The organism is Methylobacterium nodulans ORS 2060, assembly GCF_000022085.1.
Lineage (GTDB): Bacteria > Pseudomonadota > Alphaproteobacteria > Rhizobiales > Beijerinckiaceae > Methylobacterium > Methylobacterium nodulans.
The window spans coordinates 361935-383898 of the sequence record NC_011892.1; the positions used below are offsets into that span (position 1 = coordinate 361935).

The window sequence follows — 21964 nt, forward strand, 5'->3', positions numbered from 1 at the left end:
GACGTATTGTCAGATGCAGGCTGGCTTCTCGCGTGAATTAACTGCGATGTTGTTGAGGAGCAGAGAGCTCGGTGACATGCGGCTTAATGCCGAAGCTTTCGATCATCCCGTGTAGCCATTCCTGACGCGGTGCTCCGGCCTCAATTTCGGCCATAATGGCCTGCTCTTGACGCAGCTTGGCGTTGGCTTTCTCCACGACGTAGCGGACTTGCTCAGGCGCGAAGACGACCAGCCCATCCTCGTCGCCCACGACGACGTCTCCCGGGTTGACAACCTGGCCGCCGATGCAAACGGGCACGTTGATGTGGGCCGGACCCGACTTGTAGGGTCCGCGGTGCACGACTCCGCGGGCGTAGCAGGGAAAATCGCCGGCGGCGAAGGTGGTGACATCGCGGATCGCTCCATCGATCACGAAGCCGGCGCAGCCGCGCGCGACCGCGTAGGCCCGCATCAGGTCACCACACAGGGCATTGTTGAGGTCACCTCCACCATCGACGACGAGGACGTGGCCAGGCTGCATCATGGTCATAGCCTGGTACATGCCGAGATTGTCACCGGGGCGGGTCTTAATTGTGATGGCTGTACCGACGATTTTACCCTTGCCGTTATATCGATTAAGCCCGACTATTCCAGCAAGACGGTCCAGATTATCGCTGATGAGGGGTGTGACCAAAGCGCGAAGCTCTTGCTCTTCGGCTGCGGGAAGCGTAGAGGGCACGGGCCCTGCGGTCACGATTTGCACTGCCATGTTACAATCTCCTCTTTAAAAAGGATCATTGTTCGGAGCACGCCTGATCGGCAAACCCTTGGCTCGTCGTCAGAAGCCATAGAGCAATGCGGGATTCTGAATGAGCGCTTTGCGAATACGCCCCTCGTCCTTGAGGCTCGCGGCCAGAAATGTGCTAAGAGGACCTGCCTCCGGCTTCTCTGGCTCGGTGACGTGGGGCCAGTCCGATCCCCAGACGAGGCGATCCTCGTTCTCGCTGGCCAGCCGACGTCCGACCTCGACGGCATCCTCGTAGCCTGGCGGGCCTCTCCGGCTGTCCTGGTAAGGCGCCGAGAGCTTCACCCAAGTCCGCCCGCCAGCGAGCAGCCGTAGGATGGTATCGAAGCCCGGACGGGCCATGTCGGCGTGCTCGACACGCCCAACGTGGTCGAGGACCAGCGGAACGGGGAGCGCGCGCAACATTGCCTCGTGCTCGGCGAGTGCGCTTGCTTTGATGTGGAGCTGAATGTGCCAGCCAAGATCGGCAATCCGCTGCGCGACGGCAGGCATCATGGCCATCGTGGTCGCGCCCGCCTGGACCTGGTTGAAGCGGACGCCTCGAACGCCGACCCGGTCCCATGCACGGAGCGTCGCCATCGGCACGCTCTCATCAATCACCACGACGGCCCGATAGCCGGCGCCGAGAGCTCGCAGGGCCTCGAGTGTGTGACTGTTGTTCGTTCCATAAAGCGAGGGTTGCACGACTACGCCCCGCGTCGTGCCGACTTCAGCCGCAAAGGCGCGATACTGAGCAACGTCAGCCGTACGGTTTCGAACTGCCGGATTTGGCACGGTGGGAAACGCCTCATCCATGATGTGAAAATGGCAGTCCGCCGCTCCATGAAAGTCTGCGAACGTCATCACCTGCTCCGCCGTCGAGAGAATTTCACGCATGCCGCATTTTTTGGCAGAAATCGAGATGTCATTCAGCGTCCAAATACATGCAACAGTGCCAATGAGAAGAATGGAACCGCCGATACTGCGAGAATACCAAACAGAAGCGCGAGCAGATATGGAAGGATCGCCTTCGACGTCTGTTCGACGCTCGTACCCATGACTGAGCAGGCCACGTAGAAGCCGATGCCCAAGGGTGGCATGAAGATGCCAACACCCATCGAGAGCAGCAGCACCATGGCGTAGTGCACACCATCGATGCCGAGTTGCGTCGCCATCGGATAGAGGATGGGCCCGAGAATGATCAGGGCCGGCAGCCCCTCAAGAAGCGAGCCGACTACGATGAGGATCAGGATCGAGCCGGCCAGGAACAGATAGCGGTTGTCGCCGGCGGCGTGGAGGAGCGTCACGAGGTGCTGAGGAAGGTTGCCGGCCGCCATGATCCAGGCGAAGGAGCCCGCGGCAGCGATGATGAACAGCACCATGCCCGAGGTTATCGCGCACTCGACAGCGATCTTGATGAAACTACCCCACCCGATCGATCGGTAGACGAGGGCGCACAGCAAAATACCGTAGAGAACGGCAACGGAGGACACCTCGGTCGGCGTCGCAAGGCCAAATTTGATCCCCACGACAAGGATCGCTGGCATCAGCAACGGGAGGATCGCACCGAGAGTGGCCTCGACAACGACGGCCCTGCTCGCCTTCTCGACATGGATGGTCGGGTTGCGGACCGCCATGACGTACACCAACGCCATGAGGATCAGAGCCAGCACTGCGGCCGGTAACAGGCCCGCGATGAACATGGCCCCGATCGAGACCGGAACAACCGAGCCCAAGACCAGCATGGCGATACTGGGCGGGATCGTCTCCGACATGGCTGCAGAGGCCGACAGGACGGCGGCACCATCCTTCGGGTGGTATCCCTTGCGCTCCAGCTCGTCGCGCATGACTGAGCCGACTGCGACGACATCGGCGATTTTTGATCCCGAGACCCCTGAAACCAAGTACGTTGTCATGATGACAACTTGCAGCAAGCCGCCACGGAAATGGCCGACCAGCGCCATTGCCAATCCGACCAGCCGGCGACTGATGCCGCCCTTTTCCATGATCATGCCGGCCCAGATGAAGAACGGCAGTGTGAGGAGAATAAAATGCCCTGAGCCGTCGATTGTATTCTGAGCGACCGCGACAGTCGGTGCGAGGTCAGTCGCCAGCAAAAAGAGGATTGACCCGAGCAGCATCGCGAATGCAACCGGCAGACCAAGCAAGATGATGGCGAAAAATACGACCAACATCGCGACGAGTGCCGAACCCGTTTCCAGGCGGATCTCGGGAATAAGGCTCATCGTGTAAACGATTCCACCGATGATCCCGGCGGCAATCGCGGCTTGCACAACCGGAACCAACCGATGCACGATGAGCAGACGCTCAATTGCAAAGAGCCCAATTAGCAGCATGCCGGCAATGAATGGCACAACCGTGAGGCCGAGATTCCATTGCAGCATCGGCATGATCGACTGAGCGTTGATCTGAAGCAGATCGGTCGCAGCCAGGAATGCCACGGCGGCAATCATGAGGATGGTGACGTCTATCATCGCCATCACCATCCGGCGGAGTGGCGCGGAGAGTGCGTCGGTGACGAGCGCGACCGTGGTGTGCTGGTGACTCCTATAGGCGAGCGCCCCGCCGATGAAGGCGATCGTGAGAAGCGCCAGGCGCGAGATCTCCTCGGCCCAGAGGAAGGAGTGGCCGAAGAAAATGCGCTGGCTAACCTCGACAAGGATAAGGCAAAGCTCTCCGACGAGCACGACGAACAAGACAGCCCGGGCAAGCCAGCCGATCATCTCCATGACACGCTGGTAGGCGCGTGCGAGGGCTCCGCGCTCGGGCAGAGCTTCTGGGGCCGGAGCCGATCCGAGATGGACTGCCTCCGGCGCACCGTTGGCCAGAATGTTCACCACGTCACACCTCCCAAGGGTCAGGCCACTTGGCTCAGGACTTCGTCCATCAGATCGGCACCGATGATGGGCCGGAACTGATCGTAGACGGGCTGCATTGCGGTCCTGTAGGCGGCACGATCAGCAGGCTGGATCGTGATTCCTTGCGACGCAAAACGGCCTTCGACCTCTTGGCTTGCCTTGGAAATTGTGGAGCGCGCGTCCTTAGTCATCTCGAACGACGCTTCTCGAATTACTTGCTGGTATTTGGATGCAAGGCTATCAAGCTTGCGCTTGCTTGCCATCATAATTCCTGGATTGTAGACGTGATTAGTCTTTGTAATAACCTTGATCACCTCGTCGTGTTTCGACGCTGCCATCGAAATCATCGGGGTCTCGATGGCTTCGATCGCGCTCTGAGACAAGGCGAGATAAATCTCAGACAGGTCAATTTGGATAGGGTTGGCGCCGAGCGTGTTGAACATCGCGGCGTAAATTGCGCCGGGTTGAACACGGATTTTCATCCCCTTGGCTTCGCTTGGCACCTTGACCGAGCGGCCTATCGTTGAGACCACCCGCCAGCCGAAATGGCCATAGGATAAACCATAGATACCCTTGCTCGGCAGATCTTGCAGCAGTTTCGGCCCGATGGGGCCATCCAGCATGCGTTCGGCAGTCTCCGCGTCCTTGAAGAGGAAGGGCAGGTCGACGACCATGAATTTCGGGTAGAGCGTTTGGACGAAGCCCGACGTATGACAGCAGAGGTCAATGATGCCGGTCTGCATGCCGGTGAGCATGTTACCTTGGGAACCGAGCTGCCCTGTCGTGAAGACCTGCACCTCAACTGCGCCCTCAGTCCTTGATTTGACGCTGTCGGCGAAGCGTCGGGCGACCTGCATGAACGGGTGCGAGGGTGTATCTGGGTAGACGAATTTCAGTGTGTGCTGCGCCGCTTGGGCGAAATTTGACTGAGCAATGAAAGGCGCAGACAGGCCAGCGGCGATCAAGCCACGACGAGACAGTACCATAACTTCCTCCCTTAGAAGCGTTGGTTTTTGATCGATAGTCCGCTCTGCCATCCGCCGAATGAGCATTCGCCCATATACAACCAACAATCGGCGTCTTGAGCGTTTTTTGCCATTCAAAGTTTTTCCCGTTCTGAAAACATCAGAACGGGCCGTGATTGACTACGCCGCATCTTCCTTCGCAGCGCAGCTCCTTGCGGCGTGGAAAGGTGCTGTGACTTATGCGTCCGGCGAACGCGCAAGGCGATGGGGCGCGGCGAAACGCAAAAACTCGTCGCCCGCGAGGCATGCGTTCAAGATCATCGCCGATGATAACCGTCGCCGTTGATCTAAGCATCGCGGGACGGCCTACCCGCCGCTACCGCCTCCCCGACGCGCGTTCCTCCGTTTGGTGCGATACGCCATACAGGAAAAATACAAACTGTCAACAGGCGACGCCAAAGCGCGCAAATGTCCGCTACGTTTATACAAAATATGTACAAACGTAGGGTCGGAGCTGGTTGCCCGCGGCGCCTGCAGGGCGTTAGAGTTCAGCAGCTTCGAGGGCACGGGGGTCGCCCGAATGGGACGGGGACAAGACAGAGCGTATGGCGTCCTGCGGCAGAGACTCGTGGGTGGCCATTATCGGCCGGGTTTCCATCTCCGTGAGGAACCGCTCGCCCAAGAGTTTGGTCTCAGTCGCACGCCGATCCGGGCTGCACTGAAAAGGCTCGTGGAGGACGGGCTCGCGACAGATGCCGGTCATGGCATCCACGTGGCAGAGTGGAGCGAGGCGGACATCGAGGAGACGTTTCGGCTTCGCATGCTGCTCGAACCGCATGCAACAGAGCTCGCCGTTCAGCGAGGGGGAGGTGCGCTGGTTGAGCATCTTGAGTCGTGCAATTGTATCATGGCAGACGCTATTGCCAAAAATGACGATGATGCCATTGGGATCATACAAGAAGTAAATCGAAAATTTCACCACACGCTGATAATTTTTGCTGGATCGCCCCGTCTTCGATCTATTCTTGAGACTATGATCGACATGCCGGTTGTCGTGCGGTCTTTCTTTCTATACTCCTATGAAGAATTGAATCAAAGCCTTCATCATCACCGAGATATCGCCTTCGCGGCCCGTATTCGTGACGGTGAGCTCGGGCGGCGGGCTATGCAACTTCACCTGCGCATGTCTTACGCTCGCGTACTGCAGCACCGCGGATCGCGAGATCGGTTGCCCGTATTGGACAGTTTATAGATGCTCTTAAATTTAAGAGTCCATTGAGAATGCTTATAGTTATGATATACGGCACAGAAGTCAGAACCATACATAGCCCTCATATGAGCATCGCTGGGGTGACATGCGGGCGATCGTCGGCCTGCTGCTCGACAGCAGCTGGGGCTCGACGTTCCTGCTCACGGGTCTCGCTTGCTGATGAACGTCACGGTGGTGACGACTATCGTCGAGTCTCTCGCGCGGCTGGAGCGGGTCAATTGAGTCCAGGCCTCTGCTGAGGAAGTGACAGACATGGCACCTATATTCAGCGCTGGCGGGCGCTCGGTGACGGGTGAACCGGATGCACAGCCGGCTCGCGGCATCTTCCCGGCCGAGATGAAGGGCCTGCCGCGTAGACTTCGTGGGATTCTTTGCCTCGACGACTTCGAGGAATCTGCGCGCCGTATCCGGGCCTGTCGCAAACGCGGATGGGCCCACGTTCACCGGTCGTTAGCCACAGCCGCCCAGCTTGCCGCCTCCCTCCGGAGCCGGCCCATGATCCTCCACGCCCTCGTCCTCAAGCTGAAGCGACAGGCCCGCGGTGACTTCAGGGGCCGGCACTTCGAAGCCACGCTGATCGTCCAGGTCGTCTCCTGGTACTTGCGCTACGCGCTCAGCTATCGCGATATCGAGGAGATGCTGCTGGAACGCGGCCTGGAGGTCGACCACTCCACCATCAATCGCTGGGTGCTCGCCTATGCCCCCGCCATCGAGCGCCGGCTGCGCATGTTTCGCAAGCCGCACTGCGGCTCGGTGCGCGTCGACGAAACGTACATCAAGATCCGCGGCCAGTGGCGCTATCTGTACCGGGCCATCGACAAGCACGGCGAAGCGGTCGACTTCCTCCTCACCGCGAACCGCGATCTTGACGCCGCCAAGCGCTTCTTCCGCAAGATGCTGCGGGAGGAACCGCTGCTCGCCCCGGACCGGATCGGCACGGACGGCGCTGGTCCTTATCCGCCGGCCCTCGCCGAGAGCCGGCAGGACGGTCTGCTGCCGCGCACGCCCACCCACCACGTCACCAAGCACCTGCAGCAGGGGATCGAGAGCGACCACTTCCGGGTGAAGAGGCCGATGCCGCGGGTGGGCGGGTTCCCTCCTTCACCACGGCCCGGCGGACGATCCAGGGCTTCGAGGCCATGCTGTGGCTGCGCAAGGGCTTCGGGTTTGCGGGGGCCTGGACCGTGCGGGAGCAGAACCAGCTGCTGGCGTACTGCTTCGGACTTCCCGTCGCGAACAAAGCGTGAAAGCGGGGCCGAGCAGGCCCTCCTGCGGCCTGAACCCGAGTTTGCGACAAGCCCGCATCGAGCACGGGATCAGGCATGCGGTTCGTCCTGTCCCTCGGCCGCCTCACGGGCCGCCTCAGCGTGCCGCTCCGCGATGAACTCGTCGACCACAGATCCGCGCCCCTGGAGGAAAGGGGCGGCGAGTGCACGCACCCGCTTGAGGGCCTGATCGGCCGTTGTGATGCGGATACCGTCCTCATCCTGAGTGAGGATAACGCGGCCCGGGCCGGTCAAGCCCAGAACGCGGCGCATGTCGGCAGGAAGGTTCATCCTCCCATTTCCCGCAACTTGCACTGTGCGGCGCAGAGGCTCTGGCATCGATGTGGGCCCATTTCAACAAAAGGGAGCGAATCAGCTTCACTCCTCATCGGCGACACTGGCACCAAGCGGCGGCTCTGTCACGGCAGACACGGCATAAAAGGGTATACCGTTCCGGTCCAGACGGCTGGTACGCAGCCAGGCCGTGCCAAAAGGGCCGGTTTCGGTTTATGGTACGCCCTGCCGGCGCAAGCCACTCTTTTGGTACGGTTTCGAGCCCCGCATGCCCCGTTTCGGCTACGCCCGGGTCTCCTCGACCGATCAGGACCTCACCATCCAGCTCGCGAAGCTGAAGGCGGCGGGCTGCTCGGTGATCCGCTCGGAGACGATGTCGGGCAAGTCGGCCGACGACCGGCCGGAGCTGGCGACGGTGATGCAGTTCCTGCGCGAGGGCGACGAGCTGGTGGTGGTGCGCCTCGACCGGCTCGGCCGCTCGACGCGCGACGTCCTCAACCTCGTCCATGAGCTCGATCAGAAGGGCGCCTCGCTGCGCATCCTCGATCCGGAGCTGACGACGGGCGGCGAGGTCGGCCGGATCGTGGTGACCGTGCTGGGCATGGTGGCGGAGATGGAGCGCAAGTTCATCCTGGAGCGGCAGCGGGCTGGGATCGAGGCGGCGAAGGCGGCTGGCGTCTATGCGGGGAAGGGGAGGGCGAAGACCGTGCCCGACGCGGAGATCCGCCGGCGCCATGCGGCCGGGACGGGCCCGACGGCCATTGCTCGCCAGCTCGGGATCTCGCGCACGAGCGTCTACCGTGCGCTCCGAGCCAGGGTTCCCGCATGATCTCGGGTTGGGCTGTGATTGAGGCTCGCGCTGGCTGTTTCCCGTTGGGACGGGCGGCATGCCGGGCGCTTGGTGCCCGTCTTGCCGGACTTCTTCTCCTCAAAGATGCGTTCGCAGCCAGCCTTGGTCAGCGCGTCGCGCTGGAGGTCGAGGTTCCGGTCCTGGGTGGAGACGCGGGCGTATCCGACGAGCATGTCAGGACAATGCCACATGAGCGTATTCCTGACAGTTGTTTTCCCTACACGGTTTCCTGACATCCGCCGGCGCGTGGCGCTCTCGCGTCAAATGCGTCAGTGGAGGCGGTTCTCAGCGCTGTCAGGAAAACGGTCGTTTTTCTTACATACCGTTTGGACCGGTCCACTGGAGCATATATATCTGACCAGTTCAAATAGATGTGTCGTGTTCATTTTTTATCAAAAAATCATCAAGTTTTCCTATATTTATTATTTCTCTTATGAATTTATCGAACAAATTCACATCAAATTTCATTCTTAGAGGCGTCGCCACTGCCTGTTCAATAGCCATGAAGCGACTAGGCAAAACACGTATGCCTTCACATTGATTTGCAAAGTCCTCGACCGCCTGTCTCACTCCCGCCGCCACATCACAGGCGCCCTCGCCAAGACGCCGGAGAGCATCGCCTGGCGTGGGCACTGTCACCAACTCGGCGTGCTGCAGAGCCAGGGTCAGATGGCTATGGTAGGCAGCACCGGCAGCCGACGCGATCCGTACACGAGGTCGGTCGACATCGCCCACATCTCGCATTGGGCTCGCCTCGCGCACCGCAAAGACCCCTTCGATGAGCAGGTAGGGGCGCGTGTACGCGACGCGGTCGGCACGCGCCGGATCAATGGCGAGGAACGCAACATCCGATTCATCCTCGTCAACGGCCTTCATGACGGCGCCAGCTGATGGAAAGATTACGAGACGGATCGATGAGCCAAGCCAATCCCCGAGGGCGAAAGCAAGATCGACTGCAATTCCTCGCAATTGTCCGTCACAATCCTCACGCGCGAGCGCCGAGTTTCCGAGATTGATGGCGACGCGTAAGGGGTTGTCTGTTGGCCAACCGAGAGTTTTCACGTCGTGCCCGCCCATCGTTCCTGTCTCCATGCCCACGAAAGATGCCCGTCCAGGCCTGCTGCTCAGCCGTGACCGAGTTGCAGGCCTGCCGTTTGCTGGCCGCCTCCGATCTCGCGCCCCCGCCATCGTCCCTTGAACCAGATGGCTGCCGCAGCCCCGAGGGCTGGTACTGCGAGGGCAGTCAGGATCGCCTGGAAATCCCAGCCGAGACCCAGGAGCACGCCACCCGACAGAGCGCCGAGGATGCCGCCGAAGCGGCCCATGCCGAGCATCCAGGCCACGCCCGTCGCGCGAGCGTGGGTCGGATAGAAGGCGGCTGCGAGCGGAGAGAGCGACGTTTGCGAGCCGCTGAGAAAGAAGCCCGCCATGAAGATCGCCGGAGCGAGCAGAAGAGGAGCGGCGACGAGGTACGCGACCACGCAGACCGTCACGGCACCCAGAAGGTACGAGAGCGCGATGGCACGATGCGCACCGAAGCGGTCCATGCACCAGGCGACCAGGAGTGCGCCCACCGTCCCGCCGAGTTCGAACGCGCCACCGAGCATGGCGGCGCGTTCCAGGCTGAGCCCGGCGCCGGTCACGAGCGTCGGGAGCCAGCTGCGGAGCAGGAAGATGACCAGGAGCCCCATGAAGTAGGTCAACCAGAGGCAGGCAGTGCCGGCGGCGAGTCCATTCTGGAAGAGGGAGCCCAGAGAGGATCTCGCCTGGGCTGCTCCGAGATCCGGCGTCACGAACACCGCGTCGCCGGTGACGGCGCGTCCGGGTGCGAGCCGGCGCAGGATGCCCGCGACACGCATGCCTCCGCCGCGCCGGACGACCAGGAACTGCACGGACTCCGGAAGCAGGGTGATCAGCGCTGCGGCAAGTGCGAGAGGAGCGAGGCCCCCGACCCAGAAGGCGCTCTGCCAACCATAAGCCGGGATCAGAAAGCCCCCGAGGAACCCGCCGCCGGCCGACCCCAGCGTGAACCCGCAGAACATCACCGTGACGAGGAAGGAGCGATGCCGCGCGGGGCAGTACTCCGCGGTGAGCGTCGTCGCGTTCGGCATGGCGGCACCGAGACCCAGGCCCGTGAGGAAGCGCAGTATCGTCAGCTGGGTCAGGTCGGTGGCGAAGGCGGACAGAAGCGTCAGCCCGCCGAACAGCGCGACCGAGATCACGAGCACGACTTTCCGGCCGATGCGATCCGCGAGAGGGCCGGCCGCGAGCGCGCCAGCAGCGAGGCCGAACAGGGCCGCACTGAGCAGAGGCTTGAGGGCCGGGGGCGGGACGCTCCAGGCCTTGGCCAGGGCGGGGGCCACGAAGCCGATCACGGCCGTATCGTAGCCGTCGAGGAAGACGACTAGGAAACACAGCAGGATGACGCGCATCTGCAGGCGCGAGATCGGATTGCCGTCGATGACGTTCTGCACGTCGATGCGCTCTGTGGTCACGTTCATCTCCCCTCGGCGAGGCGTGTTCTCTGCACGCCCGCTCTCAACCGCACACTCCGTCCCTTCCTCGGAACGGCTGTGCCTTGCGCCCGGCCGTGGGACAGCGCGGGCAGGTCATCGACAGAGGACGGCGTCGTGCCATGACACCGCCTGCCGCAATCGGCGGGTGGGCGAATTCCCGCGCCGCGTCGCCGTCCCGGGTGAAGATCGCGGTGCCGTTGCCGAACTCGTGCTCGTTGATCATCCGCGCGGCCGTCGCGTAGTCCGGCGCCCAGGCGACGGCCAGCACCGGCCCGAAGATCTCCTCCCGGTAGATCATCATCTCGGGCATGACGCGGTCGAACAGCGTGCCGCCGACGAAGTAGCCGTTCTCGTAGCCCTGCAGCGTCAGGCCGCGACCGTCGACCACCAGCTCGGCGCCCTCGGCGACGCCGCGGTCGATGTAGCCCTTCACCTTGTCGCGGTGCTGCGCGGTGACCAGCGGCCCCATCTCGGATTCGGGGTCGGTGCCGGGCCCGACCTTCAGGGCACGCACCTTCGGCACCAGCTTCTCGATCAGCCGGTCGGCGGTGTCCTCGCCGATCGGCACCGCCACCGAGATCGCCATGCAGCGCTCGCCGGCCGAGCCGTAGGCCGTGCCCATCAGGGCGTCGACCGCCTGATCGAGGTCGGCATCCGGCATGATGATCATGTGGTTCTTGGCCCCGCCCAACGCCTGGGCGCACTTGTCGTTGAGAGCGGCGGTCCGATAGATGTAGCGGGCGATCGGCGTCGAGCCGACGAAGCTCACGGCGGCGATGTCCGGGTTGTGCAGGAGGGCATCGACCGCTTCCTTGTCGCCCTGGACCACCGAGAACACGCCGTCCGGCAGCCCTGCCTCCTTCAGCCACTCCGCCATCAACAGGGAAGCGGAGGGATCACGCTCGGATGGCTTGAGCACGAAGCAGTTGCCGCAGGCGAGCGCGACCGGGAACATCTACATCGGCACCATGACGGGGAAGTTGAACGGCGTGATGCCGGCGACCACCCCGAGCGGCTGGCGCAGCGCGTGGCTGTCGACCCGGGTGCCGACGTTCTCGGTGATCTCGCCCTTCAGGAGCTGCGACGCACCGGTGGCGAACTCGACCACCTCCATGCCGCGCTGGATCTCGCCCTTGGCGTCGGAGAGCACCTTGCCGTGCTCGGCCGTGATCACCGCCGCGAGCTCGTCGATGCGCTCCTCGACGATACGCAGGAAGCGATTGAGGATGCGGGCGCGCCGCAAAGGGGGAGTCGCGGCCCACTTCGGGAAAGCGTGCTTGGCACAGGCCGCAGTCGCATCGACCTCGGCCGTGCTCGCGAGATGGACACGGCCCGTCTCCTCACCGGTAGCCGGGTTGTACGACGGCACGGTGCGGCCCGAGCGGCCGGGCGCTCGTGCACCGTCGATGAAGTGAGCGATATCGGTCGGCATGGATCGTCCTTGCTGTACAGGGGGAGGGATTGATGGGCTCAGCCCGCCGTGAACTGACGCATCACCGCCTCCGTACCCCGTGCGAGCACGCCGACATCGATGGCGACCGCGGTGAAGGTGGTCCCGAGCGCGATGCAGCGCCGGGCAAAGTCGGGATCCGGCGTTAGGATGCCGGCCGGCTTGCCGGACGCGCGGATACGGCGCACGGCGTCCTCGACGGCGGACACCACCTCCGGGTGTCCGGGCTCGCCGACATGGCCGAGGCTCGCTGCCAGATCCGCTGGTCCGACGAAGATGCCGTCGACGCCCTCGACGGCGGCGATCTCCTCGAGACGGTCGAGCGCTTCGCGCGTCTCGACCTGCACGAGCACGCAGATCTCCTCGGAGGCCCGCTTGGCGTAAGCCGCGACCCGGCCGAAGCGGGTGGCTCGAGTCAGGCCGGACACGCCGCGTACGCCCTCGGGCGGGTAGCGCGTTGCCGCGACGGCGGCCTGTGCCTCGTGCGCGTCCTGCACGTAGGGGATCAGCAAGGTCTGTGCGCCGAGATCGAGGAAGCGCTTGATCAGCACTGTGTCGTTGCTTGCCGGCCGCACCACCGGGGCGACGTCGTAGGGAGCCACGGCCTGAAGCTGGGCGAGGACGGTCAGCGGGTCGCCCGGCGAATGCTCGGTGTCGAACAGCAGCCAGTCGTAGCCCGAGCCAGCCACGCACTCGGCGGCGTACGAACCGGGCAGGCTGCACCACAGGCCGATCTGCTGGCGGCCTTCGCGCAGGGCGCGCTTGAAGCGGTTCTCCGGCAGGTTCATGGTCACCTCAGTTCCAGTTGGCGCGCGAAGACGAGACGCGCCTGCAGGTCGGCCGCGCGCTTGATCGCGTCGCGTGCAGCCGGCGTTGCGGCAGGACAGCTGTCGCCTCAAAATCTTATCAAGATAATGGCCTGAGATTGATCAGTGCCTTTGGCACAAAATCACTAGTCAGACCTGAGATATTTATAGTTTTACTTTGCGGGCGGGCCGATGCACGTCCGCAGGAACTACTATTGGACGAACAGCGAGTCATCGCCGAGCGGCTTTAGGGCTCGAACTTGTGTCACAACGCAAATCCAGACAGGCGGATCCCGAGAGCCAGCCCAAGCGGAACTGCCTACATGAACGAGACGCCGATGGCGCCGAGCGGACCGTAATCCGCCTGGATCACGTCGCCCTTCCTGATGTCGACGGGGCGCGTGAAGGAACCGCCGAGCACGATCTGTCCCTTCTTCAGCTTCGCCTCGACAGCGGCAAGCTTGTTGACGAGCCAGGCGATGCCCGCGGCCGGGTGGCCCATGATGGCAGCCGAGACGCCGGACTCCTCGATGATGCCATTCTGCGACAGCGTGGCCCCGATCCACCGCACGTCGACGTCGAAGGGCCGGATCGGACGGCCGCCGACCACGATGGCACCGAAGGCCGCATTGTCGGCGATGGTGTCGACGATCGCCCGCGGGACTTCGGTCCTGTAATCGATGATCTCCAGGGCCGGGACGACGAACTCGGTGGCCCGCATCACGTCGTAGATGCGGCAGCCGGGCCCCTCCAGGTCCTCGCCCATGATGAAGGCGAGCTCGACCTCCAGGCGCGGCTTGATGAACAGCTCGGTCTGGATCCGCGCCCCGTCATTGTAGAGCGCATCGTCGAGGATGCGGCCGTAATCCGGCTCGGTCATCTTCGAGGCCATCTGCATGGCGCGCGAGGTCAGACCGATCTTGTGACCGATGAGCCGCGCGCCGTTGGCGATCCGCGCCTCGGCCCAGAGATCCTGGACGCGGTAGGCGTCCGCGAGTTCCATAGCCGGAAAGGTCTTCGACAGTTGCGGGCAGGGGATCCGCTCGCGCTCGGCCTTGAGGATGGCTTCGGCGGCCTTCCGGTGGTCGTGTTCAAGCACGGTGCTTCGCTCCGCTAACCTTTGGAATTCACTTGATCGGGGGGCGCGGCAGCACGGCCTCGCCCGCCTCCATGACGTAAGCGTAGTCGAGGGAGTACCAGGGCGCCGGCACGTCCGTGACGCTCGGATGCGGCGCGTCGTGACGGACGAAGTCGCCGAGCAAGGCCTTGGTCACGCCGAACTGCACGTCGGAGTCGATGTGTGGATCGTTCGGATCGTAGACCTGCGAGATCAGGACCTTGAAGCCGGGCTTGAAGATCAGGGCGTGCAGATGCGCCGGCCGCATCGGGTGACGGTCCTGCGCCTTGAGGAGACGCCCGACGACCCCGTCGGTCGGGATCGGGTAGCCGACCATCATCACCGAGCGGAACCAGAAGCGGCCCTCGGCATCGGTCGTGAACTTGCCGCGCAGGTTCATCTCGGCCTGCTCGGGATCCTGGTTCTCGTAGAGACCGACGGGCGAGGCATGCCAGACATCGACCTCCGCCCCCGCGATCGGCCGGCCCTGGCCGTCGATCACCCGCGCATTCACGAACAGCGGATCGCCGGGCGTGTCGGATCGGACGATCGTGCCACCGTTCTCGACCCGCGGCGCGTTGAGGCGCCAGAACGGCCCGAGCAGCGACTGCGAGGTCTCGGTGTTGCCGTGGTCACCATTGTTCAGCAGGCAGACGAGCGAGGACACGCCGAGCGAGCCGGCCATCAGCACGAACTCGTTGTGCGTGTCGGAGGCCAGGGCACCGATCTCGTTGAGGATCGCGGTCGCCTCGCGGAACTCCGCTTCGGTGAGCCGAACGTCACGAATGAACCCGTGCAGGTGGGTGACGAGCGAGATCATGATCTCGCGCAGACGCGGATCGCGTGTCCGCGCCATCACCTCCAATACGGCGGGTGTCACGTCCTGCTGGCGCTCGATGCGCATGACTTGGCCTCCCTATCGCTGACTCCTGCTCCCATATTATCGATTATTCGTCAAGAAGCGATTTTTTGGTGACGGTGCAGGCCGGCAGTGCGGCACCGGGTGTGCGCCATATCGCTGCGATTACCTCACGGATCTCATGCGCCTGGGCTCACCCGCGCTGCACAGGATCGCTAACGGACCGGAGATTGAAACTATAAAATACTGAGTTATATAAGTTTTTACAGATGGTGCCTGCTCGCGAGGCGTGATGCCAACCATGAGGATCGGGATCGCCTGATCGGCTCGGGGGCTTATCCCTATGCCGCGGCCACACCCGCAGCGACATCGCACTTGACTGAAAAAATCGTTTTTAGTAACGAACGTCGATGAAACAACGAGACCGCGCTTCCCAGGGGGAGAGACGCATTGACCGAGGCGAGGAGCCGCCGCACCACGCGTGATCAGGACGAGAGGCGGTCCGGCCTCGGGCCGACCATGCCGGGCCTCGCCCTGGTCGACGACGGCAAGAACACGATGGCGAGCCAGCTCGTCGACCGGCTGCGCGAGGCGATCGTCTCCGGCCAGCTCGAAGCCGGCAGCAAGATCAACCTGGAGCGCGCGCGAGAGAGTTTTGGGGTTTCCTTGAGCCCATTGCGGGAGGCGCTGGCCCGACTGATCTCCGACGGGCTCGTCGTGTTCGAGGACAATCGCGGCTACCGCGTCGCGCCGGTCTCGCTGTCGAACCTGGAGGAGATCACGCGGTTGCGCGAGGAGTTCGAGATCCTGGCGCTCCGGCAGGCGATCGCGGTCGGCACCGTGGATTGGGAGGGCGACGTGATGCGCGCGCTCCATCGCATGAACCGGATCGAGCGCGACCCTGACAAGCCGGACACGCTGAAGCAGTGGGAAGCCTATCACCGGGAGTTCCACCTCACATTGATCGCCGGCTGCCGCATGCCGCTGCTGCTGAACTTCTGCAGCGTGCTCCTGAGCCTCAACGATCGCTACCGCCGCTCCTTCCTGCGCCGGACGCCCGGCGGCGACCGGAACGTCGCCCAGGAGCACAGCGAGATCGCACAGGGCGCGGTCGCGCGTGATGCCGAGTTCGCCTGCGCTCGCCTGCGCGAGCACATCCACCGCACGGGCACCAACCTGCAGCGGCACCTCGCCGACAAACTCGCCCCCTGACCCTTCAAGCCTCTGCCATGCATGCCTCTCTCGACCAGCCGCTGGGTCTGGCCCACTTCACCTGCATCGCGGTGCCGCCGCTCGACCTCGTCCGGCTCGCGGCCCGGACCGGCTACGCATCGGTCGGCCTGCGGCTCCATCCGGCCTTCCCGGGTGCCCCGGTCTACGAGCTGCCGCCCCGGAGCGCCGCGTTCCGCGAGGTGCGACAGGCTCTGTCCGACGAAGGGGTGCACCTTCACGACATCGAGTTCGTCACCATCGGGGAGGACTTCGCGTCGGCCTCGCTCACCGGCATCCTTGAGGCGGCCGCGGGGCTCGGTGCGCAGCGGCTGAGCGTGTGCGGGGACGATCCGGATCGTGACCGCTTGGTCGCGCGCTTCGCTGAACTCTGCGACCTCGCGGCCGAGTTCGGCATGGGCGTGGACCTGGAATGCATGGCGTGGCGGCAGGTCGCGAGCCTGCCCGATGCAGTCAGGGTGGTCGAAAACGCCGGGCGGCCGAACGGCGGCGTTCTGGTCGATGCGCTCCACCTCTCCCGGACCGGAGGATCGCCCGAGGACGTAAGCGCAGTACCGGCCGACCTGATCCGCAGCGCGCAGCTCTGCGACGCGCCCGCGGAGGCGCCGCAGTCGACGGACGGGATCATCCGGGAGGCCCGGGCCGGGCGCCTGATCCCGGGAGAAGGGGCGCTGCCCCTGGGAGCGCTGCTGGCAGCGCTGCCCCTGACCGCTTCCCTCTCGGTCGAGGTGCCGATGGCCGGCACGTCCTCGCCCGAGGAGCACGTGCGGGCAAATTTGGCAGCGGCCCGACGGCTGCTCGTGGGCTAACCGCTGCGCCCGAGTAGCGCGAGGACGTCCTGATCCATACCCGTCGAGGGAGCGCCAGACTCCCGGGCAGGCTGTCTGCGCAGAACTACGCGCCTCGTCTTCTGCCAATTCTGGCATGAACCGGGCGCCTCGATGGAGGAGACGCACGACCATGGCACCATACGATCATCACTCTGCTTCCGCAGGGCTTGAGCCACCAGGCCTTCACGCGCCGAAGAAGGCGGCTCTGGCGAGCTGGATCGGCAGCGCAGTAGAATATTACGACTTCTTCATCTACGGCACTGCTGCAGCGCTGATCTTTCCAAAACTGTTCTTCGCGCCTGACAACCCGCAGGCAGCAGCGATCGCCTCATTCGCCACCTTCGGCGTCGCTTACATTACCCGCCCTCTCGGCGCCGTAGCCCTCGGGCATATCGGCGACAAGTTCGGCCGCAAGAAGGTGCTGACCTTCACGCTGCTGTTAATGGGTTTCTCGACCTTCATGATCGGGTGCCTGCCGACTTACGGCCAAGCCGGCATTCTCGCACCGATCCTCCTGGTGATCGCACGCTTGCTGCAGGGCGTCTCCGCAGCCGGCGAGCAGGCTGGCGCCAGTTCCATGACTTTGGAGCATGCACCGCCCGACCGCCGTGCCTTCTTCACCAGCTTCACCCTGAGCGGGACTCAGGCCGGCCTGATCCTGGCGACGCTCGCCTTCCTGCCAATCTCCGCCATGCCCGAGGAGCAGATGCTGTCCTGGGGCTGGCGCATCCCCTTTTTCCTCAGCCTGATCGTGGTCGCGGTAGGTTTCTGGGTTCGCCGTACCCTGCCGGAGACTCCCGCCTTCGAGGAGGAGAAGGAACAGCATCACGATGCCCGCGTCCCGGTGCTGGCACTCTTTCGTGATCAGTGGCCGGACGTGTTGCGTGTGATTTTCGCCGCGATCATCTCGGTGGTCAGCACGATCTTCGCGGTCTACACGCTCTCCTATGCCGTCAACGTGGTGAAGATCCCGCGGCCGACGATGCTGACGCTGTTGATCCTCGCCAATGTGGTCGCGCTGGCGGCGATCCCTCTCTGGGCCATGCTGGCCGACCGCATCGGACGCCGGCCGGTCTTCATCTTCGGGGCGATCGGCTGCGCCGTGCTGATCTACCCCTACCTGTGGGCGATCAGCCGGGCGGACGTGACGTGGATCTACGTGCTCGGCCTGCTTCTCTCCGGCGTCGTCTACAGCGCGGCGAACGGCATCTGGCCGTGCCTCTACGCCGAGATGTTCGAGACTCGTATCCGGCTGTCCGGAATGGCGATCAGCACCCAGATCGGTTTTGCGATCGGCGGCTTCGCGCCCGGCATTGCGGCGGTGGTGCAGGGTCAGGGGCAGGATGGTTGGGTGCCTGTGGCAATCTTCGTGATGATCACCTGTGCCATCGCGGCAGCCTCGATCATGACCGCGCGCGAGACTTATCGGACGCCGATGCACGCGCTCGGTAAGCGGGTCCCTTCCGCTCCCGCCCGCGTCCAGACCGCCTAGGGCCAACAGGGGGCGGCGTCGCAGCCGCCCCTGCACAGACCCATGATGAGGCTAACGCCCATGATCCGAGGTACCACGACCCTGATCGCGCATCTCGGCTTCCCGACCGAGTCGTTCAAGGCGCCAATGATCTACAATCCCTGGTTCGAGAAGACCGGGATCGACGCCGTGGTGATGCCGATGGGCGTCAGGGCGGAGAATTATCCCGACGTCTTCCGGTCGATCTTCCGCCTCACCAACATCCGCGGCGCGCTCGTCACCATGCCGCACAAGATCACGACCGTGTCGCTCCTCGACGAGGTGAGCACCACGGCGAAGATCGCCGGCTCGTGCAACGCGGTGCTGCTGCGCCCGGACGGGAGCCTTCTCGGCGACATGTTCGACGGGGCCGGCTTCGTGCGCGGCATCCAGCGCAAAGGCCGCGACCTGACTGGCGCCCGGGTGCTGGTCGTCGGCAGCGGCGGCGTCGGCTCGGCCATTGCAGCGTCGCTGGCGGCAGCCGGCATCGGGGAAATCGGGGTCTACGACTACAACCCGACTGCCGCTGAGGCCCTAGCCGGGCGGCTGCGCGAGCACTATCCCGCCCTCGGGATACGCACCGGCAGCGACGACCCGACGGGCTTCGACGTCGTCGTCAACGCCACCCCGCTCGGCATGAAGGAGGGCGATCCGCTGCCTGTCGACGTGGCGCGCCTCGACCCAGGCACCTTCGTCGGCGAGGTGGTGATGAAGCAGGAGCACACGCCGTTCCTGGAGGCAGCCCAGGAGAAGGGTTGCCCGATCCAGGTCGGCACCGACATGCTGTTCGAGCAGATCCCGGCCTATCTGGAGTTCTTCGGCTTCGGCACCACCACCGCCGAGGAGCTGCGGGCGGTTGCCCGAGTATCCTACTGAGCGTTTCCGGAGGCCCTGCCGTGAGTCGTCTGATCTACATCCTGAACGGCCCGAACCTGAACCTGCTCGGCAAGCGCCAGCCGCACATCTACGGCAGCGAGACCCTCGCCGACGTGGAGGCGGCGTGCCGCGCGCTCGCCGGCGAACTCGGCCTGGACCTGCGCTTCCACCAGTCGAACCGTGAGTACGAGATCATCGACTGGATCCGAGGCACGGGATACAGCCAGCGGCATCGTCATCAACCCGGCGGCTTTCACCCATACCTCGGTGGCGATCTTCGACGCGCTCAACACCTTCGACGCGCCGGTGATCGAGGTGCACATCTCCAATGTCCACAAGCGCGAGGCGTTCCGCCACCACTCTTACGTTTCGCTCCGAGCCGATGGGGTCGTCGCAGGTCTCGGCACACAAGGCTATACCCTGGCGCTTCGCCGCCTTGCTTCTTTGATCAACACACAAGAATAAAGATCTCGTTCTGGCTTAAATCGCCACATATTCGTGACGCTACGCAGGTTCCATACGCCGCGCTTACGCGAATGGCTTAGGCATCCCGTGCTGCTTGCTTCTGAGTAGAACAGCACCGCTTCGCCGCATTATCCGCGACGAAGCGGTGTCCGCCTCGCAGTGAGACGCTCTAGTACGGCACCCGGTCGGTCTTCTCGTGGTACTTCTTCCAGACCTCGACCGCCTCAGCCCGCATGATCTGGCGGGTCGGGATCGCGCGCGCGCTCACCGGCTTCTTCAGCTCCCCGTAGATCATGCTGTCGTCGAAGTCGCCGTAACGGAGAGCGTCCTCGTTGGTGGCGGCGTAGTAGATGGCCTTGATGCCGGCCCAGTAGGCCGCCGCCATGCACATCGGGCAGGGCTCGGCGCTGGTGTAGAGGGTGGCGTCGCGCAGCTTGAAGCTGCCCTGCGCCTTGCAGGCCTTGCGGATCGCCTCTATCTCGCCGTGCCAGGTCGGGTCGTTCTCGGCCACCACGCGATTGGCGCCCTCCGCCAGGATCTCGCCGTCCTGGACGATCACGCAGCCGAACACCCCGCCGGCGCTCTCGACGAGCGAGGTCTTCTCCGACAGCTCAATGGCGCGCGCCATGAACTTCTTGTCATCATCTGTCATCGAAGGGATCCTTTCGTCTCAGGGCAGGAGGGTGAAGGTGGCGAGCTCGGCCGCGTAGAGCCCCAGCAGGACGAAGGCGCCAAGGATCTCATTCCGCCGGCGGCGGCCCGGGGCCGGGCGCAGCCACCAGCCGAGGCCGGTGGCCGCGACCCGCATCAGGGGCCAGGACACCAGCGCCACGCTGATCGCGTTGCCGACAAACGTGGCCACCGCCGGCGGCAGCCCGGCAGTGAGCGGGCTGAGGAAGCGGATCTCCAGCATCACCACCGGAAACAGCACCAGCAGGACCAGGGTGGTCTGCTTCCAGGCCGGCGGTGCGGCGCCCGGCTCCTCCGAGAACCAGCCCGCGAACGGGCCGTCGAGCCGCCGGCTGGTCCAGGTCGCGACCGCCGGGTCGGCTTGCCGGAGCAGCGCCTGCCGCTCGGGCGAGCCGAGCCAGGCGTCGAGCTGGCCCGGCGTCGCGAAGCGCACGAGCGCCGTCCAGTACGGGATTTGCGGCGGCAGAGGCGCCTGGACGAGCGTGCCCGCGTAGCCGGGGAAGCGCGCCTGCGCGGCCTGCGCGGCCTCGGCCCAGGCGCGGAAGGCGTGCTCCCGGCCGGGCTCCACCCGGGTCGTGATCACCTCGGTCACACAGGCCAGCGCGTGGAAGTCGGGCGCGGCTTCGTCCGGCGCGACGGGTTGTTCGGGGTGGAGCAGAGGCCTGAGCGTCGCGAGGCACGCCGCCCGGGCCTCGCCGCCGCGCCACGCGTCGAGCTCCGCCGCCGTGCGGAAGCGCTGGACGACGTGCCAGTCCAGCGCCTGCGGGGCGACCGGGACGACCTCGATGCTGACGAAGCCCGGCGCCTCGCCGGCCACTCGGGTCAGTGCGGCCTGCCAGCGCGCGAAGTCGTCCTCCGCACCCGCCCGCAGGCTGACCCGGGTCACGATCGCGGTCACGCGGGTAGTGCTGGGCACATTCATGAGGGGTGGCGGGTGCGAGGAGGCGGCCGCCAGGCTATGCGACGGAGACTACCGACGCCTTAAGGGCGTCTGGCAAAATTACCGCCGCACCGCCGCACGTCCCGAGGACGCCTTCAGGCAATCAAGGCGGGAAGGATGGAACGTGGCTGGCCGATAGGCGGGTGAATGCGCTGTCCCGCGGGCCGTGGTTGGGGACCCCTGTCAATGGAACTCCACTGGCCCGCCCAGCTCTGCCGCGGCCGGTCTCATAGGCGGGCAGGACACCGCTGGCATCCGCGTTTGATTTCCTGACACGCAATCCTGACAGGTTTAAGTGTCTTAGAAATCGTCGGATACTGCTGCGGAAATAGGGTTGGCCGCTCGGTCCCGGGCCAGACTCAGCCGTCCCATTTCCTCCCCATGATGGT

General features: G+C 64.3%; 19 protein-coding genes and 4 pseudogenes. 9 read left to right on the forward strand and 14 right to left on the reverse strand.

Features of this window, described 5'->3' with window-relative positions; genetic code table 11:
• Positions 1-37 precede the first annotated feature (37 nt).
• The 4 genes from MNOD_RS37920 to MNOD_RS37935 all read right to left on the reverse strand — a co-directional run bounded on the left by MNOD_RS37920 (position 38) and on the right by MNOD_RS37935 (position 4628).
• Complete coding sequence (locus MNOD_RS37920; protein ID WP_015934234.1) at positions 38-748, reverse strand: RraA family protein; 711 nt, start codon at positions 746-748, stop codon at positions 38-40.
• 69 nt (positions 749-817) lie between these two features.
• Positions 818-1660: an amidohydrolase family protein gene (locus MNOD_RS37925; RefSeq protein WP_015934235.1), complete on the reverse strand. Its 843-nt coding sequence runs from the start codon at positions 1658-1660 to the stop codon at positions 818-820.
• A gap of 32 nt (positions 1661-1692) precedes the next feature.
• Positions 1693-3624: a TRAP transporter large permease gene (locus MNOD_RS37930; RefSeq protein WP_015934236.1), complete on the reverse strand. Its 1932-nt coding sequence runs from the start codon at positions 3622-3624 to the stop codon at positions 1693-1695.
• A gap of 17 nt (positions 3625-3641) precedes the next feature.
• Positions 3642-4628: a TRAP transporter substrate-binding protein gene (locus tag MNOD_RS37935; RefSeq protein WP_015934237.1), complete on the reverse strand. Its 987-nt coding sequence runs from the start codon at positions 4626-4628 to the stop codon at positions 3642-3644.
• Between the two features lie 58 nt (positions 4629-4686).
• On the opposite strand from MNOD_RS37935, the gene MNOD_RS47585 reads away from it, so the two are divergent.
• The 3 genes and pseudogenes from MNOD_RS47585 to MNOD_RS37945 all read left to right on the forward strand — a co-directional run bounded on the left by MNOD_RS47585 (position 4687) and on the right by MNOD_RS37945 (position 7124).
• Positions 4687-4953 (forward strand): hypothetical protein, encoded by a 267-nt coding sequence (locus tag MNOD_RS47585; RefSeq protein WP_157091805.1) that lies wholly within the window; start codon positions 4687-4689, stop codon positions 4951-4953.
• 234 nt (positions 4954-5187) lie between these two features.
• Positions 5188-5859 carry a GntR family transcriptional regulator gene (locus tag MNOD_RS44950; protein ID WP_015934238.1) on the forward strand — a complete coding sequence of 224 codons (672 nt, stop codon included), beginning with the start codon at positions 5188-5190 and terminating at the stop codon, positions 5857-5859.
• Positions 5860-6372: 513 nt separating this feature from the next.
• Positions 6373-7124 (forward strand): annotated as a pseudogene (locus MNOD_RS37945) (IS6-like element ISMno28 family transposase).
• 69 nt (positions 7125-7193) lie between these two features.
• Here MNOD_RS37945 and MNOD_RS37950 read toward each other — a convergent pair.
• Positions 7194-7433 carry an AbrB/MazE/SpoVT family DNA-binding domain-containing protein gene (locus tag MNOD_RS37950; protein WP_157091806.1) on the reverse strand — a complete coding sequence of 80 codons (240 nt, stop codon included), beginning with the start codon at positions 7431-7433 and terminating at the stop codon, positions 7194-7196.
• A gap of 271 nt (positions 7434-7704) precedes the next feature.
• Between MNOD_RS37950 and MNOD_RS37955 the strand changes: the two genes are divergently transcribed.
• Positions 7705-8265: a recombinase family protein gene (locus tag MNOD_RS37955; protein ID WP_043753596.1), complete on the forward strand. Its 561-nt coding sequence runs from the start codon at positions 7705-7707 to the stop codon at positions 8263-8265.
• 59 nt (positions 8266-8324) lie between these two features.
• On the opposite strand, the pseudogene MNOD_RS44955 reads toward MNOD_RS37955, so the two are convergent.
• From MNOD_RS44955 to MNOD_RS37985, 7 genes and pseudogenes are all read right to left on the reverse strand, one after another.
• A pseudogene (locus tag MNOD_RS44955) lies at positions 8325-8459 on the reverse strand (recombinase family protein); the annotation flags it as partial.
• Positions 8460-8649: 190 nt separating this feature from the next.
• Positions 8650-9363, reverse strand: a complete 714-nt coding sequence (locus MNOD_RS44960; RefSeq protein WP_015934242.1) for an ABC transporter substrate-binding protein — start codon at positions 9361-9363, stop codon at positions 8650-8652.
• Positions 9364-9410: 47 nt separating this feature from the next.
• Positions 9411-10787: an aromatic acid/H+ symport family MFS transporter gene (locus MNOD_RS37965; protein ID WP_015934243.1), complete on the reverse strand. Its 1377-nt coding sequence runs from the start codon at positions 10785-10787 to the stop codon at positions 9411-9413.
• Between the two features lie 37 nt (positions 10788-10824).
• Positions 10825-12234, reverse strand: a pseudogene (locus MNOD_RS37970) (CoA-acylating methylmalonate-semialdehyde dehydrogenase).
• A 38-nt stretch (positions 12235-12272) separates the two neighbouring features.
• Entirely contained in the window at positions 12273-13040 is a 768-nt protein-coding gene (gene hpaI / locus MNOD_RS37975) for a 4-hydroxy-2-oxoheptanedioate aldolase (protein ID WP_015934244.1), read from the reverse strand.
• A gap of 337 nt (positions 13041-13377) precedes the next feature.
• Positions 13378-14157, reverse strand: coding sequence for a 2-oxo-hept-4-ene-1,7-dioate hydratase (gene hpaH / locus MNOD_RS37980; protein WP_015934245.1), 780 nt, complete (start codon positions 14155-14157; stop codon positions 13378-13380).
• A 28-nt stretch (positions 14158-14185) separates the two neighbouring features.
• Positions 14186-15079 carry a dioxygenase family protein gene (locus MNOD_RS37985; protein WP_015934246.1) on the reverse strand — a complete coding sequence of 298 codons (894 nt, stop codon included), beginning with the start codon at positions 15077-15079 and terminating at the stop codon, positions 14186-14188.
• A 474-nt stretch (positions 15080-15553) separates the two neighbouring features.
• On the opposite strand from MNOD_RS37985, the gene MNOD_RS37990 reads away from it, so the two are divergent.
• The 5 genes and pseudogenes from MNOD_RS37990 to aroQ all read left to right on the forward strand — a co-directional run bounded on the left by MNOD_RS37990 (position 15554) and on the right by aroQ (position 19945).
• Positions 15554-16246, forward strand: a complete 693-nt coding sequence (locus tag MNOD_RS37990; RefSeq protein WP_015934247.1) for a GntR family transcriptional regulator — start codon at positions 15554-15556, stop codon at positions 16244-16246.
• 17 nt (positions 16247-16263) lie between these two features.
• Complete coding sequence (locus MNOD_RS37995) at positions 16264-17073, forward strand: sugar phosphate isomerase/epimerase family protein (protein ID WP_015934248.1); 810 nt, start codon at positions 16264-16266, stop codon at positions 17071-17073.
• A 151-nt stretch (positions 17074-17224) separates the two neighbouring features.
• Positions 17225-18586, forward strand: a complete 1362-nt coding sequence (locus MNOD_RS38000) for an MFS transporter (protein WP_015934249.1) — start codon at positions 17225-17227, stop codon at positions 18584-18586.
• A 60-nt stretch (positions 18587-18646) separates the two neighbouring features.
• The gene (locus MNOD_RS38005) at positions 18647-19480 is read left to right on the forward strand and encodes a shikimate dehydrogenase family protein (RefSeq protein ID WP_015934250.1); all 834 of its coding nucleotides are present in this window, start codon (positions 18647-18649) and stop codon (positions 19478-19480) included.
• A 20-nt stretch (positions 19481-19500) separates the two neighbouring features.
• A pseudogene (gene aroQ / locus MNOD_RS44965) lies at positions 19501-19945 on the forward strand (type II 3-dehydroquinate dehydratase).
• 169 nt (positions 19946-20114) lie between these two features.
• Here aroQ and MNOD_RS38015 read toward each other — a convergent pair.
• Complete coding sequence (locus MNOD_RS38015; RefSeq protein WP_015934251.1) at positions 20115-20597, reverse strand: nucleoside deaminase; 483 nt, start codon at positions 20595-20597, stop codon at positions 20115-20117.
• Between the two features lie 18 nt (positions 20598-20615).
• Complete coding sequence (locus tag MNOD_RS38020) at positions 20616-21533, reverse strand: antibiotic biosynthesis monooxygenase (protein WP_157091808.1); 918 nt, start codon at positions 21531-21533, stop codon at positions 20616-20618.
• Positions 21534-21964: the final 431 nt, after the last annotated feature.